Here is a 16,807-nt window from a genome sequence, read left to right on the forward strand (position 1 = left end):
GCCTCCCATCCGGTCCTTCGGTGTGCTGCTACGGCTCCCCCAAAGTCCCGCCCCACTCCAGCGAACAGCGGGTCGGGCCCGGCGTCCAGAGGGGTGCAGGGTGGTGCGCGCGTGTCGCGGTCGTGCGCCCCCTGCGGCCGACCGCGGGCCGCCGTCCAACGGCCGGGGGTGTGATACCGATTCGAAACCGGGGGCCCCGTCCCCGTACCATTCCGCCCATGGCTAAGGCACCCGTTCTCACCCCTCAGGCGGAAGACTTCCCCCGCTGGTACCAGGACCTCATCAACAAGGCCGAGCTGGCCGACAACGGTCCGGTGCGCGGCACCATGGTCATCCGACCGTACGGCTACGGCCTGTGGGAGCGGATGCAGCAGGAGATGGACGCGCGCATCAAGAAGGCGGGCGCGCAGAACGCCTACTTCCCGATGTTCATCCCGCAGTCCTACCTGACCAAGGAGGCCGAGCACGTCGAGGGCTTCGCGCCCGAGCTCGCGGTGGTCACCCACGGCGGCGGCAAGCAGCTGGAGGAGCCGGTCGTCGTTCGGCCGACCTCCGAGACGATCATCAACGAGTACTTCTCGAAGTGGGTGCAGAGCCACCGCGACCTGCCGCTGCTGATCAACCAGTGGGCCAACGTGGTCCGTTGGGAGCTGCGCCCGCGCGTCTTCCTGCGCACCACCGAGTTCCTCTGGCAGGAGGGCCACACCGCCCACGCCACGTACGAGGACGCCCGCGACTACGCGTCGATGATCCACACCCAGGTCTACGGCGACTTCATGACCAACGTGCTCGGCATCGACGTCGTGCTCGGCCGCAAGACCGCCAAGGAGCGCTTCGCCGGCGCCATCAACACCCTCACCCTCGAGGGCATGATGGGCGACGGCAAGGCGCTGCAGATGGGCACCAGCCACGAGCTGGGCCAGAACTTCGCCAAGGCGTTCAACACCACCTACCAGCTGCAGGGCGCCGAGCGCGAGCACGTCTGGCAGACCTCCTGGGGCGTCTCGACCCGCATGGTCGGCGGTCTGATCATGTCCCACGGCGACGACAACGGCCTGCGGGTGCCCCCGCGTCTGGCCGCGGTCCAGGCCGTCGTGCTGGCCATCAAGGGCGACGACGCCGTCATCGCCAAGGTCCGCGAGATCGGCGCCGCGCTGGAGGCGGTCGGCATCCGGACCGTCGTCGACGACCGCACCGACACCCCGTTCGGCCGCCGCGCCGTCGACTGGGAGCTCAAGGGCGTTCCGCTGCGCATCGAGGTCGGCCCGCGCGACCTCGAGAACGGCACCGCGATGCTGGCCCGCCGCATCCCGGGCGGCAAGGAGCCGGTCTCCATCGACGCCCTGGCCGCGCTGCTGCCGGGCATCCTGGAGGAGGACCAGGCGCTGCTGCTGCGCCAGTCCCGCGAGCGCCGCGAGGCCCGCACCGTCGATGTCAAGACCCTCGACGAGGCCGTCGAGGCCGCCGCGACCGGCTGGGGCCGGATCTCCTGGGCCGACCTCGGCCCGGAGGGCGAGGCCAAGCTGGCCGAGCAGGGCGTCACGGTCCGCTGCATCGTCGCGGCCGATGGTTCGGTGCCGGAGACGGACGACCAGGACGGCAATATCGCGATCGTCGCGCGTGCGTACTGAAGCCTGTTACCTGCAGGTAATGACCGCTGTCGGCGACATTTGCCCGGAATGCGGATGGGTAAGAATCCGGTAACTCTCCCGGGCGACTACCGGCACCCGACATCCTACTCACCGGTCAACTGCCGGTATTAACGGAATAGCGGTACGGTGTACGGCCCGTGGCCCTGTCAACTTCGACGGGTTCACGGGCCGTACGTCCTGGGGCGACAGCCCGCCCCTCGGACGGAATTCACGAGGCCCGCCGACTCTGCGACGGGCCGAAACCGGCAGGGGGTTGGTCTTGCGTCAGATCCGGAACACGCAATTCGCGCACAGTCGCGCATTCCTGGGAGTTCCCTGGGAATTCCTGGAGAACGGGAACATGCGGAACATCGGCTCGCTCTGCATCGTTGGTCTAGCGTGAGCACGACACAGCCCCTCGTCCTCGCGGCCGAACTGGCCGCCGCCTGGAGCGACATCCAGGCCCACCACCAGGACCTCCCGGACCTGGCCTCGCCCGAGGCCCTGATCGGCGAGTCCTCCTCGGCCTGTGGCACGCGGCTCGGTTTCGAGCGGCTCCTCCACGAGGCTGCCCACGGTCTGGCCGCGGCCCGGGACATCCGGGACACCTCGCGCGCCGGCCGCTACCACAACCGACGCTTCCTGATGCTGGCCTCCGAGCTGGGCCTGGCGCACCCGGTCGAGCCGCACGCGAGCAGCGGCTTCTCCCAGGTGACCATGCTCAAGGAGACGCAGGAGCGCTACGCGGAGACCATCGAGCGCCTGGACCGCGCCCTCGGCGCGCACCAGGAGGCGGTGGCCGGCGACGGCGCGACCCGCGCCTTCCGCGGCCCGGCCGCCCGGCACGGTTCCTCCGGCGGCGGCGTCCGGGTCAAGGCGGTCTGCGGCTGCGGGCGCAACGTCCGGGTCGTGCCGTCCGTACTGGCGCAGGCGTCCATCGTCTGCGGCGCGTGCCAGCAGCCGTTCAAGATCGCATAACCGGGCGGTCGGGACCGGTGGGCGACTGTGCGGGCAGTCGGTGCGCCGGGGCGATCGGACGTTCGGAGTCGGTGAGTTTGTGGGCTGACCGGGAGCGGGGGCTCCCGGTCGAGCCCTGAACCCTTGTGTTCCGGGTCCTGGAGCGGCTCTGTCGTGAGCCCCAGTGGTCCCCGGAGGGGTCCCCGAGTGGTCCCCGGGAGGTTCCGTTCGGGGCGGCCTGAGCGGCTGCGTCCGCGGAGGGCGGGTCAAGACCGTTCGCGCCGGTATGGCAGAATGGACAGCTGAGTACTCGGCAGCCGGGCAGGACCCCTCTCTCCTACGGCTGGCGTGTCCCTTGAACGCCCCGCCCCGCAACCCCACGCGGACGGCGAGGACGCTCACCCACGTCAACACCAGGAGAATCCACTCCCGTGGCAGTCAAGATCAAGCTGAAGCGTCTCGGCAAGATTCGCTCCCCGCACTACCGCATCGTCGTCGCCGACGCCCGCACCAAGCGTGACGGTCGCGCGATCGAGGAGATCGGCATCTACCAGCCGACCTACAACCCCTCGAAGATCGAGGTCGACAGCGACCGCGCCCAGTACTGGCTGTCCGTCGGCGCCCAGCCGACCGAGCCGGTGCTCGCCATCCTGAAGCTGACCGGCGACTGGCAGAAGTTCAAGGGCCTGCCGGCTCCGGCGCCGCTGAAGGTCGCCGAGCCGAAGGTCGAGGACTTCTCGCACCTGTTCGCCAAGGCCGTCGCCGGCTTCGAGGACGCCACCACCGGTGTCGCCATCACCCCGAAGGCCAAGAAGTCGGACAAGGCCGAGGCTGAGGCCGACGCCGCCGCCGAGGCCTGATCGTGATCGAGGACGCCCTCGACCACTTGGTGAAGGGCATCGTCGAGCACCCCGACGAGGTGCAGGTGCGCTCGCGCAACCTGCGTCGGGGCAACACCATCGAGGTGCGAGTGCACCCTGATGACCTCGGCAAGGTGATCGGCCGGGGCGGCCGCACGGCGCGCGCTCTGCGCACCGTGGTCGGCGCCCTCGGCGGTCGCAACGTCCGGGTCGACCTGGTCGACGTGGACAACATTCGCTGACGCAGCTGCTCGTTCAGCCGTCGGGCTTGAGGCCGACCGGGACGCATGTCGTCCCGGTCGGTCTTTTTTGCTAGCTGTCTCTGCTTACCTGTCTCTGCCTTCTTGCTCAGCAACTCCAGGAGAACGATCACCGTGCAGCTCGTCGTCGGCAAGATCGGCCGCGCCCACGGCATCAGGGGGGACGTCAGTGTCGAGGTCCGCACCGACGAGCCGGAACTCCGGCTCGGACCCGGTGCCGTCCTGCTCACCGACCCGGCCTCGGCCGGACCGCTGACCGTCGAGTCCGGCCGGGTGCACAGCGGCCGACTGCTGCTGCGCTTCGCCGGCGTCAAGGACCGCAACGCGGCGGAGGCGCTGCGGGGCACCCTGCTCATCTCCGAGGTCGACCCGGAAGAGCGGCCCGACGACCCGGAGGAGTACTACGACCACCAGCTGATCGGCCTCGACGTGGTGCTGCTCGACGGCACCCCGGTCGGCGAGCTGACCGAGGTGGTCCACCTGCCGTACCAGGACCTGCTCACGGTGAAGAAGGCCGACGGGACGGAGGTGCTCGTGCCCTTCGTCAGCCAGATCGTGCCGACGATCGACCTGGAGAACCAGCGGGCCGTGATCACCCCGCCGGCCGGGCTGATCGACCCCGAGCAGGCCGAGGTCGCCGGTCGGGCGGCGGCGGAGCCGGAGGCGTCGGGCGAGTCCGACGAGTCCGCTGCGTCCGACGAGTCCGCTGCGTCCGGCGAGTCCGCTGCGTCCGCCGAGTCGGGGCGGTCCGGCGAGTCGGAGCGGTCGGGGGAGTCGGAGTGACCGTCGAGCAGACCCCCCAGGGTGCTGGACAGGACGCCGGGCAGGGTGCCGCGTCGGGTGTCCAGTCCGGGATGCGGATCGACGTCGTCACGATCTTCCCCGAGTACCTGGAGCCGCTGAACATCTCGCTGGTCGGCAAGGCCCGCGCCCGCGGCCAGCTGGACGTGCACGTCCACGACCTGCGTGAGTGGACCTACGACGTACACCGCACGGTGGACGACAGCCCGTACGGCGGCGGCCCCGGCATGGTGATGAAGCCCGAGCCGTGGGGCGAGGCGCTGGACGCGGTGGTGGCCGGCGGCCCCGAGGGCGAGGTGCCCACGCTGGTCGTGCCCACCCCCAGCGGGCGCCCGTTCACCCAGGAGCTCGCCCAGGAGCTGGCCGGCCGTCCCTGGCTGGCGTTCACCCCCGCGCGGTACGAGGGCATCGACCGCCGGGTGATCGAGGAGGCGGCCACCCGGATGCCGGTGGTCGAGGCCTCGATCGGCGACTACGTGTTGGCCGGCGGCGAGGTCGCGGTGCTGGTGATGGTCGAGGCGATCGCCCGGCTGCTGCCCGGCGTGCTCGGCAACGCCGAGTCCCACCGGGACGACTCCTTCGCTCCCGGCGCGATGGCCGACCTGCTGGAGGGCCCGGTCTTCACCAAGCCCGCCGAGTGGCGCGGCCGGACCGTGCCGGACGTGCTGCTTAGCGGCAACCACGGCAAGATCGCCCGCTGGCGGCGGGAGCAGGCCTTCGCCCGCACCCTGGCCAACCGGCCCGACCTGGTCGAGCGCTGGCAGTACGGCGCCTTCGACAAGAAGGACCGGCAGGCGCTCAGCGTCCTGGGTCTGGCCTGGGACGAGGAGCTCGGCCGATTTCGGTCCGTGGCCGGTGGTGTGGAACAATAGGCCGCTGCTGTCTGTCGCCGGCCCCCTCCCGTAGGGGGCACGTGGACCGGCGCCCCCGCCACGGGGGGATCGCCGTCAGCCGACGCGGCCCGCAGCAGACCCCATTGTGACGAACTTCCGTGGGCGGCCCGTGGCGCCTGCGATGGAGAGCAACATGAGCAACAAGCTCGCTGCTGTCGACGCGGCCTCGCTGCGCACCGACATCCCGGCCTTCCGCGCCGGTGACACCCTGAAGGTCCACGTCCGGGTCATCGAGGGCAACCGCTCCCGTGTCCAGGTCTTCCAGGGCGTCGTCATCCGTCGTCACGGCGCCGGCGTCGGTGAGACCTTCACCGTTCGCAAGGTCAGCTTCAACGTCGGCGTGGAGCGCACCTTCCCGGTGCACACCCCGGTCGTCGAGAAGATCGAGGTCGTGACCCGCGGTGCGGTTCGCCGCGCCAAGCTGTACTACCTGCGTGACCTCCGCGGCAAGGCCGCGAAGATCAAGGAGAAGCGCGACCGCTGATCCACCGGCCCCCGGCCACGCCGGGGGATCGGAGCGCTCTGAAGGGCCGGGCTGCCGCAAGGTAAGCTCAGCCCCCGATGAGCACGCACGAACCACCCGCGGACCGCGACGGCAGTCCCGCACCCATCGGTGCGGACTCGCTGTCGCGGTCCGCGGTCGTTTCCGGGACGGTTCCGCGGGACGGTTCTGCGGCGGCTCCTGGTGCCGGCGCCGATTCCGGTGCCGGGGCCCTCGCCGAGGGCGCGGCCGTGCGGGAGCGCGGCCGAGGGTCGGAGCGCGACCGGGATGCGGCAGGTGCGGGGGTGTGTGAGGCCGCGGAGCCGGGCGAGAGCGAGAAGCAGCCCGAGGGTGCCCAGCCGGGCGAGGAGTCGGACGAGGAGTCCGGGCGCTCGCGGTCGCGGGACCTGTTGCTGTTGGTCGGGATCTGCCTGGCGGCCCTGCTCCTGGTGAACGCCTTCGTCGCGCGTCCGTTCACGGTGCCCTCCGGTTCGATGGAGGACACCCTGCGGCCTGGCGACCGGCTGATCGCCAACCAGCTCGCCTACGCCTTTGGCGGCCACCCCCAGCGGGGCGATGTCGTGGTCTTCGACGGGACGGGCTCCTTCCTGCCCGAGTCGGCCGAGCAGCCGGGCTTCTGGGACAACGTTCGTTCGATCGGCCGGGACCTCGGGCTGGCCCCGGCCGGGAACACGGTCTACGTCAAGCGCGTGATCGGCGTCGGCGGGGACCGGGTGACCAGCACCGGCCCGGACAAGCCGATCACCGTCAACGGCGTGCCGGTGGACGAGAGCTCCTACCTGGCCCCGGGTGACGAGCCGTCGAACGTGGCCTTCGACATCGTGGTGCCGACCGGCAAGCTGTTCGTGCTGGGTGACCACCGGAGCGCCTCCCGGGACACCCGCGACCACCTCGGCGAGCCCGGCGGCGGCTTCGTGCCCGAGGACAAGGTGATCGGCCGGGCGGACTGGGTGGTCTACCCGTTCTCCCGCTGGGCCGTCCTGGACCGGCCCACGGCCTTCGCCACGATCGCGGGGACGGGTGGTCATGGGGACCAGAGGTAGGGGGCGGGTCGCCGACCGCCCGGCTCCGGAGCCGGATGACGGTGGTCCGGGCGGCGTCGGGCCCGATTCGGCGCCGTCGGTCCGCGGTCGCGCCGAGCGCCGTCGCACCGCCCGGCGCGCGGCCCGTCGGCGCAAGCGCTCGCTGCTGCGCGAGTTCCCGCTGATCATCCTGGTGGCGCTGCTGGTGGCGCTGGTGATGAAGACCTTCCTGATCCAGGTGTTCGTGATCCCCTCGGGCTCGATGGAGCAGACCATCCAGGTCGGGGACCGGGTGCTGGTGGACAAGTTGACCCCCTGGTTCGGCAGTGAGCCGCAGCGCGGCGATGTCGTGGTGTTCAAGGACCCGGGTGGCTGGCTGGAGAACGATCGCAAGCCGTCCTACGACGGTCCGGTGCTGGGCGCGGCCAAACACGTGCTCACCTTCGTCGGGCTGTTGCCGTCCGACGACGAGCAGGACCTGATCAAGCGCGTGATCGGCGTCGGCGGGGACACCGTCGAGTGCTGCGACGCGCAGGGACGTCTCAGCGTCGACGGCCGTCCGGTGGCGGAGTCGTACCTCGCGGCGGGCAACCCGCCGTCCCGGCAGCCCTTCAAGGTGACGGTGCCGAAGGGGCGCCTGTGGGTCATGGGCGATCACCGGGACGTCTCCGCCGACTCCCGTTTCCACATGGGCAATCCAGGACAGGGGACCATCCCGCTGAGCGGTGTGATCGGTCGCGCGTTCGTGATCGCCTGGCCGCTGGACCGCTTCCATCAACTCGATGAGCCGAGTTCACTCTCCTCTCTTGCCGGGGCTTCGCAGCCCGGCGGAACTACGCCGAAATCGATGGGCGTTGGACCGGTTCCCATGGAACCTCCGCTCGTTATGGGTGTGTTGGGCATCCTTCCGCTCGTCGTTCGCCGGCCGGGGCGGCCTCCCGAGTGAGCCGCTCCGGCGGTTGAACGGCCGGACCGCGCGTGTGGAACCGCGAGCCGGATGCCCTGGAGTGATAGAGAAGTGCAGGTGCGGCCGGGAGTGGTCCCGGCTGTGCGTCGAGGCCGTGTTGGTGTCAGGGGAGCCCGTTGTGGGCAGCCCTGATGCGTTCATGGTCGCGGCGAGCGTGGTGCCCGCTGTGCGGCACTCTGAGCGCGGGCGCGCGGGCGTCCGCACAGCAGGGAGGAGACGTTGTGGGGGATTTGGTGATCGGCGCCCGCTCGGGCGCCGGGGACCCCGAGGGCTCGGGCGGCGGCCGGGTGACCCGGTCCGCCGATTCCTCGATGCCTTCGGCCGCGGTCGATGACGCGACCGCCCAGACCGCCGATGAGCACGGCACCGGGGCGGAGGGCTCCTCGGAGCCCCCGCGGTCGGGGAGCGAGCCGGCGGACGAGTCGGAGTCGGAGGCTCCGGCCAAGCCGCACAAGCAGCGCTCCTTCCTGAAGGAGCTGCCGATCCTGATCGGCATCGCGCTGATCCTCGCGCTGGTGATCAAGACCTTCTTCGTCCAGGCGTTCTCCATTCCGTCGGAGTCGATGCAGAACACGCTGCAGGTCGGCGACCGCGTCCTGGTGGACAAGCTGACCCCTTGGTTCGGGGCCGAGCCCGAGCGCGGTGAGGTCGTGGTGTTCCACGACCCGGGCGGCTGGCTGAACGACGAGCCGACCCAGCAGAGCGGCAACTCCTTCGTCCGCGGTGTCCAGGACGTGCTCAGTTTCGTCGGCCTGATGCCCTCCGCCAACGAGAAGGACCTGATCAAGCGGGTCATCGCGGTCGGCGGGGACACCGTCGAGTGCAAGGGCGACGGGCCGGTCAAGGTCAACGGCGTCGCGCTCGACGAGCCGTACATCTACCCGGGCAACACCCCCTGCGGGACGCAGCCCTTCGGCCCGCTGAAGGTGCCGGACGGCCGCATCTGGGTGATGGGCGACCATCGCGCCGACTCGCTGGACTCCCGCTTCCACATGGACCAGCCGGGTGGCGGAGCCGTGCCGGTGGACAACGTCATCGGGCGTGCCTTCGTGGTGGCCTGGCCGGTCTCCCACTGGTCCACGCTGCCGGTGCCGGACACCTTCGACCAGGAGGGTCTGACGGGGGCCTTGCCGATGGAGCCTCCTGTGGCCGGTGCGGTGGGTGCCGTCGCCCTGCTTCCGCTGGTGCGCCGGGCGCGGGCCCGGGCGGACCGCCGGAAGGAGTCCTGAGCTCCACCGGGTCTTCCCCAGCTCTTGTGCGGGCCGCGGTACCGACGAGTAATCTGCTCGGACGTGCCACGGCCCGTCGGCGTTTGCGCTCGAGCCACCGGCGTGCCAGTGGTGTTCTCCGGTCGGCCAGAGGTGGACGGTGTCGATGAGCAGTGTCGTGGAACAGTCGGCCGACCGACCGGCCGTGCCCCCCGCCCGATCCCGTCGCGGGCCCGCCGCGGTATTGCAGGGCATCGCGCTCGCGCTCGGGCTGGTGCTGATGATCGGCGGCTTCGCCCTCATCGCGGTCGACTACCGGCCGTACAAGATCCCCACCGCCTCGATGCACCCGACGCTCCAGGCCGGGGACACCGTGCTCGCCCGCAAGGTCGGCGGCGGCGACATCGGTCGGGGCGACGTGGTGGTCTTCCGCGACCAGGCATGGGGCGGGGAGCTCATGGTCAAGCGGGTGGTCGCGGTCGGCGGGGACACCGTCGCCACCACCGGCAGTGACCAGCGGCTGACGGTGAACGGGCAGCCGGTGGACGAGCCGTACCTCGCGACCCAGGGCCGCCAGGGCGAGTCGTTCAGCGTGACGGTGCCGCAGGGGCGGCTGTTCCTGCTCGGCGACAACCGGCTCGGCTCGCTCGACTCCCGCACCCACCTGCAGGTGGACGGCGGGACCGTCCCGGCCGCCGCGGTCGAGGCCAGGGTCGAGGCCACCCTTCAGCCCTTCGGCCGGATGGGCGTGCTCGACCGCACCACGGCCTTCGACTCCTTCGCGGGCCCGAAGGCCGGCGAGCCCGGGCCGCTGGAGCCGGCCGCCTACGCCAGCGTCGCGGGCGCGGCGCTGATCGTCGTGACCTCGGCGGTGGGCGGGGTGGCGGGCTTGGCCCGCCGGCTTCGCCGGGGGCGCAGCTCCTGAGCGTGGCCGTCGCCGACCGGGCCGCTCTGCGGAACATCGCCCCGGACGGACGCGTCGGGTGGCAGGATCGGTAGCGCCACCGATGCGTACGGAAGGAGCGTGGAGCGCTGCCATGACAGCACAGCGTCGCAGGGCGGCGCGGATCCTGCTGCTGGACGGGCTGGACCGCATCCTCCTTTTCCTGGGCGCCGATCCGACCGTGCCCGGGGAGACGTGGTGGTTCACGCCCGGGGGCGGCTTGGAGCCGGGGGAGGACGTGCGCGAGGCCGCCGAGCGGGAGCTCGCGGAGGAGACCGGCTTGCGGGGTGTGGACCTGGGGCCCTTGGTGGCGTACGGCACGGTGTCGTTCTCCTTTCAGGGACAGCGCTACGAGCAGGAGCAGTGGTTCCACTTGGCCCGGACCACGGAGACGGGTCTGGACCACTCGGGCATGGGCGAGGAGGAACACGCCCAGCTGCTCGCGGCGCGCTGGTGGACGGTCGAGGAACTGCGGGGGACCGCCGAGACGGTCTATCCGGCCGGGCTGGCGGACTTCCTCGGGCGGCTGCTGGCAGAGGGCCCGCCGGTCGATCCGGTACGGCTCTGAGCGTGGGTGCGGTGGTCCACAATGGATGGACGTGACAAGTTGAGGGGACGCCTGGATGAGTGCCGAAGATCTCGAGAAGTACGAGACCGAGATGGAGCTCAAGCTCTACCGGGAGTACCGGGACGTCGTCGGCCTGTTCAAGTACGTGATCGAGACCGAGCGACGGTTCTACCTCACCAATGACTACGAGCTGCAGGTGCACTCGGTCCAGGGCGAGGTGTTCTTCGAGGTGTCGATGGCGGATGCGTGGGTCTGGGACATGTACCGGCCGGCCCGGTTCGTCCGCAAGGTCCGGGTGCTGACCTTCAAGGACGTGAACATCGAGGAACTCGCGAAGAGCGACCTGGAGCTTCCCTCGGACGAGTCCGGCTTCGGGAACTGACGTTGGACGACTCCGTCCCGCGTTGTCCAGCCGAATTTCGCGCGACGGGGGCTTCTCACCCCTGCGGGTGACAAAAGTTATCCACAGGTCCGGGTTATCCACAGGGAACCGGAATTTCCCGGCTTCGTCGCGCACGGTGGTGCAGCCTCCTCGGCGGAGGTGGTCACCATGCAGAACACCATCGTGCAGGACCAGGCCGTACCGAACACGGCCGCAGCCGGGGCGGACACCGGGAAGCGCCCGGACCGCGGCACCAGGAACGGGCTCGGCCGCTACGGCGAGCGGGTCGCCGCCCGCCGCCTCACGGAGGCCGGGCTCCGCATCCTGGACCGCAACTGGCGCTGTGCCGAGGGCGAGCTGGACATCGTCGCCCTCGACGGCGACACCGTCGCGGTCTGCGAGGTGAAGACCCGCTCCGAGCGGGGCTTCCAACAACCCAGCGAGGCCATCGACCGGGCCAAGGCCGCCCGACTGCAACGCCTGGCCGAGCGCTGGATGGCCGAACGCTGGCCCGGCCACTTCGTCCGGCTCGCCGGGCCCGGGTACGACCCCGGGCCGGCCGATCCGCAATGGCCGCCCGCTCCTCCGGGTGGGGTGCGGATCGACCTGGTGGCAGTGGTCAACCGGGCGCGGGGTGCGGCCCTGGTCGACCACCTGCGGGGGGTGGTCTGACATGGCCTTCGCCCGGACCTGTTCCGTCGCGCTGGTCGGGGTCGACGGAGTGATCGTCGAAGTCCAGGCCGATCTGGAGCCCGGGGTGGCCGCGTTCACCCTGGTCGGCCTGCCCGACAAGGCACTCACCGAGGCCCGCGACCGCGTCCGCGCCGCGGTCTGCAACAGCGGGGAAGCCTGGCCGCAGCGCAAGCTGACCGTCGGCCTCAGCCCCGCCTCGGTGCCCAAGAGCGGCAGCGGCTTCGACCTTGCGGTGGCCTGTGCCGTGCTGGCCGCGGCCGAGCGGCTCGACCCGTCCTCCATCGCCGACCTGCTGCTCATCGGGGAACTGGGGCTGGACGGCGGGGTGCGGCCGGTCCGCGGGGTGCTGCCGTCGGTGCTGGCCGCCGCCGACGCCGGGTACGTGCGGGTCGTGGTCGCCGAGCAGACCGTGCCCGAGGCCTCGCTCGTCCCCGGGGTGACGGTGATCGGCGTGCGCAGCCTGCGCCAACTGGTCGCCATCCTGACCGGGGCGACGGCGCCGGAGGAGCCGCCCGACCCGATCGGCGGCCGGCCGGATCCGCTGATGGCGGGCCTGATGCTGCCCAGCGCCGGCGTGCGGGGCCTGCCCGACGACCGGGCGCTCCGGCTCGACATGGCCGACGTGGCCGGACAGTACGAGGCCCGGCGGGCGCTGGAGATCGCCGCCGCCGGAGGACACCACCTCTACTTGAAGGGCCCACCGGGCGCGGGCAAGACGATGCTGGCCGAGCGGCTGCCCTCGCTGCTTCCGCCGCTGACCCAGAAGGAGGCGCTGGAGGTCACCGCCGTCCACTCGGTGGCGGGCCTGCTCCCGGCCGGGCGCCCGCTGATCGACACCGCGCCCTACTGCGCCCCGCACCACTCCACCACGATGCCCGCGATCGTCGGCGGCGGCAGCGGACTGCCGAGACCGGGTGCGGTCTCGCTGGCCCACCGTGGGGTGCTCTTCCTCGACGAGGCGCCGGAGTTCCCGGTGCGGGTGCTCGACGCGCTGCGGCAGCCGCTGGAGTCGGGCGAGGTGGTGATCGCCCGCTCGGCCGGGTCCCTCCGGCTCCCGGCCCGGTTCCTGCTCTGCCTGGCCGCCAACCCCTGCCCGTGCGGCCGGTACTCACGGCGGGGCGAGGGCTGCGAGTGCACGCCCGCGATGGTCAGCCGGTACCAGGGGCGGCTCTCCGGGCCGCTGTTGGACCGGGTCGACCTCCAGGTCCAGGTCGCCCCGGTGACCAGGGTCGAGCTGATGGAGCGGGACGCCACGGCGGAGAGCACCGAGACCGTCGCGGCCCGGGTGCTGGCCGCGCGGGAGCGGGCGGCGGCCCGGCTGGAGCACACCCCCTGGCGGACCAACGCGGAGGTGCCGGGCCATGAACTGCGCACCCGCTGGCAGCTCGCGTCCGGCGCACTCAACGACGCCGCGCGCCAGCTGGAGCGCGGACTGCTGACCGCCCGCGGCCTGGACCGGGTGCTCCGGGTCGCCTGGACGGTCGCCGATCTGGCCGGCCGCGACCGGCCGGACCAGCGGGACGTGCGCACCGCCCTGGTCATGCGCACCGGGGTGGAGCAGGGGTTGCCGCTGAACAATCGTCCCTTCGGCCAGCTCGGGGGCATCCCGGCCCAGCGTCGCAGCGGCCCGGACGACGACTGGCCGCCGGTGCGGGAACAACCCCCGGCGAGCGAGGAGGACGCGGCATGAGCCGGCTGTTGAGGAACCCTCAAACACCGCGAACGGCTGGGCCCAACACCGCAGCCGAGCCCGCCACCGCGGCCGCACCCGATCCGGAGCGCCTCGCCCGCGTCCTGCTGAACCGGCTCAGCGAACCGGGTGACGCGGTGGTCGGACGCTGGCTCAGACAACTCCCCGCCGTGGAGGTGGTCCGGGCGATCCGGGCGGGGACCGTCCCCGAGCACCCCGGGCTGGACGCCGCCCGGCTCGCCGCCTACCAGGCGCGGTTCCCGGGTCTCGACCCGGCGGACGACCTGAAACGGGTACGAGCAGTCGGTGGACGCTTCATCATTCCGGGGGACACGGAATGGCCCAGCCAACTGGACGACCTGGGTGACGGACGCCCGATCGGGCTGTGGACCACCGGCACCGCTTCACTCCGGTTGCTCGCCCTGCGCTCGGTGGCGATGGTGGGCTCCCGGGCCTGCACGGCCTACGGCGCTCATGTCGCCGGGGAGTTGTCGGCCCAACTGGCCGAGCGCGGCTGGGTGGTGGTCTCCGGTGCCGCCTACGGGATCGACGCGGCCGCCCACCGAGGGGCGCTCGCCGTCGGCGGGATGACCGTCGGTGTGCTCGCCTGCGGGGTCGACGTCGCCTACCCGAAGGGGAATGCCGAACTGATCCGGCGGATCGGCGTTCAGGGGCTGCTGGTCAGCGAACTCCCGCCCGGGGAGCACCCGAACCGCTTCCGCTTCGTGCTCCGCAACCGGGTCATCGCGGCGCTCACCCGGGGCACCGTGGTGGTCGAGGCGGCCATGCGCAGCGGAGCCCTGAGCACGGCCAGACGGGCGCGGGACCTCAACCGCCACACCATGGGCGTCGCCGGCCCGGTCACCTCGGAGCTCTCCGCCGGGGTGCACGCCTTGATTCGCAGCGGCAGCGCCACGCTGGTGACCGACGCGGCCGAGATCACCGAGCTGATCGGGGCGATCGGGGACGACCTGGCGCCGCAGCGCAGCGGGCCGGTACTGCCCCGGGACCTACTGGAGCCGGCGGTGGCCCGGGTACTGGAGGCCGTCCCGGCCGCGGCGGAGGGCGCCCCGGTCGAGCGACTGGCCCGTCAGTCCGGTCTCTCGCCCGATGAAGTCCTGCAGCGGCTCTACGAATTGGTCTCGCTCGGCTATGTGGAGCGGCACGGTGCGCACTGGCGCATGGTGCGGAGAAGGAGGTGACCATGAGAAGGGGGGAACACGAGTGCGCCCGGGGAGGGCGCGCCGGGACGGCCCGGCTGACCTGCTGATCCGGTTCTTCCGCTCGTATGGCCGGATCCGGTGAGTGGACGCCACCGGATCGAGGGACGACCGGGTGGCGGTAGCGCTTTGCAGTGAGTTGGTCACGCTACGCTCCACCTGCCTTCCCTATCAGCACATGACTCGGCAGAACGGCGCAGACCAACGTATGCCCACACACATTCCCGGACACAGAGTGACCGGTGGCGCTCGGTCCTCGGGAGGGCCGCGGACCGAGCGGCGACCTGCGAATGAGTTCCCGTCCAAGCCGGCGGGGACGATGGGAGGCCTGTCGCGCCAGGGCGGCCGGCCGACGGTGGTGCCCGGTCAACCCGCGGACGCGACCCGCGGTACCGAGCCGACCCACGACAGCGGGGCGGCCGGTGGGGCGGGCGCGCCCGGTGGCGCGACCGTCGACCACGCGCCTCGCCCGCCCGGCAGCGCCCCCACCCCGGACGGCACCTCCCTACCGGCCGCTACCCCCCCACCCGGCGTTACCTCACCGCCCGGCGTTACCTCACCGCCCGGCGTTACCTCACCGCCCGGCGTTACCTCACCGCCCGGCGCCCCGGGGCGCAACGCGCTCGAAGAGCTCTGGCGCTCCTACAAGGGGACCGGCGATCAGCGGCTGCGCGAGCAGCTGATCCTGCACTACTCACCGCTCGTCAAGTACGTCGCGGGCCGGGTCGGGGTCGGCCTGCCCTCCAACGTCGAGCAGGCCGACTTCGTCTCCTCCGGGGTCTTCGGGCTGATCGACGCGATCGAGAAGTTCGACATCGACCGCGCCATCAAGTTCGAGACCTACGCGATCAGTCGTATCCGCGGCGCGATCATCGACGAACTGCGCGCCCTGGACTGGATCCCCCGTTCGGTGCGGCAGAAGGCGAAGGCCGTCGAACGGACGTACGCGACGCTGGAGGCCCGGCTGCGCCGGACGCCGCACGAGCCCGAGGTCGCGGCCGAGATGGGCATCGCGATCGAGGACCTGCACGCGATCTTCAGCCAGCTGTCGCTCGCCAACGTGGTGGCCCTGGACGAATTGCTGCACCCGGTGGGTGAGGGCGGCGACCGGCTGAGCCTGATGGACACCCTGGAGGACCACGGCGCGGACGACCCGGTCGAGGTGGCCGAGGACCGCGAGCTGCGCAGACTGCTGGCTCAGGCGGTCAACACCCTCCCCGAGCGGGAGAAGACCGTGGTGACGCTCTACTACTACGAGGGACTCACCCTCGCCGAGATCGGACAGGTACTGGGGGTGACGGAGAGCCGGGTGAGCCAGATCCACACCAAGTCCGTCCTCCAGCTTCGCGCCAAGCTCTCGGACATCCGTTAGCGCGTACCGGATCCGCCCGGCGGGCCGGTACCTCGTCCGAATGCGCGGCGCCGTACCGGTCGCGGGTACGGCTCCGTACAGTGGGTGCGTGCCGAAGATCCGAGCGGCCACGGTGGCCGAGCATCGCCAGCTGCAGCGGGCAGCCCTCCTCGACGCTGCCCGCAATCTGCTCACCGAGGGCGGCATGGAGGCCCTGACCTTCCCCGGGCTCGCGGCGCGCACCGGACTGGCGCGTTCCTCGGTCTACGAGTACTTCCGCTCCCGCGCCGCCGTGGTCGAGGCACTCTGCGAGGCGGACTTCCCGCTCTGGGCGGCCGAGATCGAGGCCGGGATGGAGAGCTGCGACACCGCCGCCGAGCGGGTCGAGGCGTATGTCCGGGGCCAGCTGGCGCTGGCCATCGACCCGAGGCACCGGGCGGTCGTGGCGATCTCCGCGCTGGAACTCGACGAGGCCGCGCGGGAGCGCATCCGGGCGGCGCACGGTCGTCTCGTCGGCCTGGTCGTCCAGGCGCTGGAGGAGCTCGGGCATGAGCAGCCCCGACTCGCCGCGGCGTTGCTGCAGGGGATCGTGGAGGCAGCCGTCCGCCGGGCCGAGCAGCCGGCCTCCGGCGAACGCGCGGGCTGCCCGGCCGAGACCCCCGAAACCCCCGAGGCGATCGCCGACGCCGCCGTCGCCCTGGCGCTGCACGGCCTCGCCCGCGCCTGAGCCGCCGTCCGTGACAGGGCCACCGCCCGTGATAGGGCCGCTCGACCCCGTGCCGCCCACCGACCCCGTGGCGTCCACCCGCCCCGCGCCGCCCAGTGGCAGTAGCCGTGCCGTGCCGGCGCCGAGCAGGGC

The 16,807-nt window shown here is 71.8% G+C and carries 17 protein-coding genes and 1 pseudogene; all 18 read left to right on the forward strand.

The window, feature by feature from the left end:
- Positions 1–218: 218 nt before the first annotated feature.
- The 18 genes and pseudogenes from proS to ABZW30_RS31920 all read left to right on the forward strand — a co-directional run bounded on the left by proS (position 219) and on the right by ABZW30_RS31920 (position 16,675).
- Complete coding sequence (gene proS / locus ABZW30_RS31835) at positions 219–1,631, forward strand: proline--tRNA ligase (RefSeq protein ID WP_355674688.1); 1,413 nt, start codon at positions 219–221, stop codon at positions 1,629–1,631.
- Between the two features lie 399 nt (positions 1,632–2,030).
- Entirely contained in the window at positions 2,031–2,609 is a 579-nt protein-coding gene (locus ABZW30_RS31840; RefSeq protein WP_280685330.1) for a hypothetical protein, read from the forward strand.
- 410 nt (positions 2,610–3,019) lie between these two features.
- Entirely contained in the window at positions 3,020–3,448 is a 429-nt protein-coding gene (rpsP, locus tag ABZW30_RS31845; RefSeq protein WP_045700219.1) for a 30S ribosomal protein S16, read from the forward strand.
- 2 nt (positions 3,449–3,450) lie between these two features.
- On the forward strand, positions 3,451–3,690 hold the full coding sequence (locus ABZW30_RS31850; protein WP_030056773.1) for an RNA-binding protein: 240 nt from the start codon (positions 3,451–3,453) through the stop codon (positions 3,688–3,690).
- Between the two features lie 132 nt (positions 3,691–3,822).
- Entirely contained in the window at positions 3,823–4,491 is a 669-nt protein-coding gene (gene rimM, locus ABZW30_RS31855) for a ribosome maturation factor RimM (RefSeq protein ID WP_355674689.1), read from the forward strand.
- 71 nt (positions 4,492–4,562) lie between these two features.
- Positions 4,563–5,381, forward strand: coding sequence for a tRNA (guanosine(37)-N1)-methyltransferase TrmD (gene trmD, locus ABZW30_RS31860; RefSeq protein ID WP_355674710.1), 819 nt, complete (start codon positions 4,563–4,565; stop codon positions 5,379–5,381).
- A gap of 154 nt (positions 5,382–5,535) precedes the next feature.
- Entirely contained in the window at positions 5,536–5,886 is a 351-nt protein-coding gene (gene rplS, locus ABZW30_RS31865) for a 50S ribosomal protein L19 (RefSeq protein ID WP_030243502.1), read from the forward strand.
- A 302-nt stretch (positions 5,887–6,188) separates the two neighbouring features.
- Positions 6,189–6,947 carry a signal peptidase I gene (gene lepB / locus ABZW30_RS31870; protein ID WP_355674690.1) on the forward strand — a complete coding sequence of 253 codons (759 nt, stop codon included), beginning with the start codon at positions 6,189–6,191 and terminating at the stop codon, positions 6,945–6,947.
- Complete coding sequence (lepB, locus tag ABZW30_RS31875) at positions 6,931–7,872, forward strand: signal peptidase I (protein ID WP_355674691.1); 942 nt, start codon at positions 6,931–6,933, stop codon at positions 7,870–7,872. Before lepB (ABZW30_RS31870) ends, lepB (ABZW30_RS31875) begins: the two co-directional genes overlap by 17 nt.
- Positions 7,873–8,114: 242 nt before the next feature.
- The gene (gene lepB / locus ABZW30_RS31880; protein ID WP_355674692.1) at positions 8,115–9,122 is read left to right on the forward strand and encodes a signal peptidase I; all 1,008 of its coding nucleotides are present in this window, start codon (positions 8,115–8,117) and stop codon (positions 9,120–9,122) included.
- A gap of 145 nt (positions 9,123–9,267) precedes the next feature.
- Positions 9,268–10,026, forward strand: a complete 759-nt coding sequence (gene lepB / locus ABZW30_RS31885; RefSeq protein ID WP_355674693.1) for a signal peptidase I — start codon at positions 9,268–9,270, stop codon at positions 10,024–10,026.
- A 112-nt stretch (positions 10,027–10,138) separates the two neighbouring features.
- A complete protein-coding gene (locus ABZW30_RS31890; RefSeq protein WP_355674694.1) occupies positions 10,139–10,612 on the forward strand; it encodes an NUDIX domain-containing protein in 474 nt (157 codons plus the stop codon).
- Positions 10,613–10,667: 55 nt separating this feature from the next.
- Positions 10,668–10,994, forward strand: a complete 327-nt coding sequence (locus tag ABZW30_RS31895; RefSeq protein WP_030056781.1) for a DUF2469 domain-containing protein — start codon at positions 10,668–10,670, stop codon at positions 10,992–10,994.
- A 168-nt stretch (positions 10,995–11,162) separates the two neighbouring features.
- Complete coding sequence (locus ABZW30_RS31900; protein WP_355674695.1) at positions 11,163–11,666, forward strand: YraN family protein; 504 nt, start codon at positions 11,163–11,165, stop codon at positions 11,664–11,666.
- A gap of 1 nt (position 11,667) precedes the next feature.
- The gene (locus ABZW30_RS31905) at positions 11,668–13,377 is read left to right on the forward strand and encodes a YifB family Mg chelatase-like AAA ATPase (RefSeq protein WP_355674696.1); all 1,710 of its coding nucleotides are present in this window, start codon (positions 11,668–11,670) and stop codon (positions 13,375–13,377) included.
- The gene (gene dprA, locus ABZW30_RS31910; protein ID WP_355674697.1) at positions 13,374–14,579 is read left to right on the forward strand and encodes a DNA-processing protein DprA; all 1,206 of its coding nucleotides are present in this window, start codon (positions 13,374–13,376) and stop codon (positions 14,577–14,579) included. Before ABZW30_RS31905 ends, dprA begins: the two co-directional genes overlap by 4 nt.
- Positions 14,580–15,192: 613 nt before the next feature.
- Positions 15,193–15,969: pseudogene (gene whiG / locus ABZW30_RS31915) on the forward strand (RNA polymerase sigma factor WhiG); the annotation flags it as partial.
- 112 nt (positions 15,970–16,081) lie between these two features.
- Positions 16,082–16,675: a helix-turn-helix domain-containing protein gene (locus ABZW30_RS31920; protein ID WP_355674711.1), complete on the forward strand. Its 594-nt coding sequence runs from the start codon at positions 16,082–16,084 to the stop codon at positions 16,673–16,675.
- The last annotated feature ends 132 nt before the right edge of the window (positions 16,676–16,807 follow it).

The sequence above is a fragment of the Kitasatospora sp. NPDC004669 genome (assembly GCF_040609455.1).
Lineage (GTDB): Bacteria > Actinomycetota > Actinomycetes > Streptomycetales > Streptomycetaceae > Kitasatospora.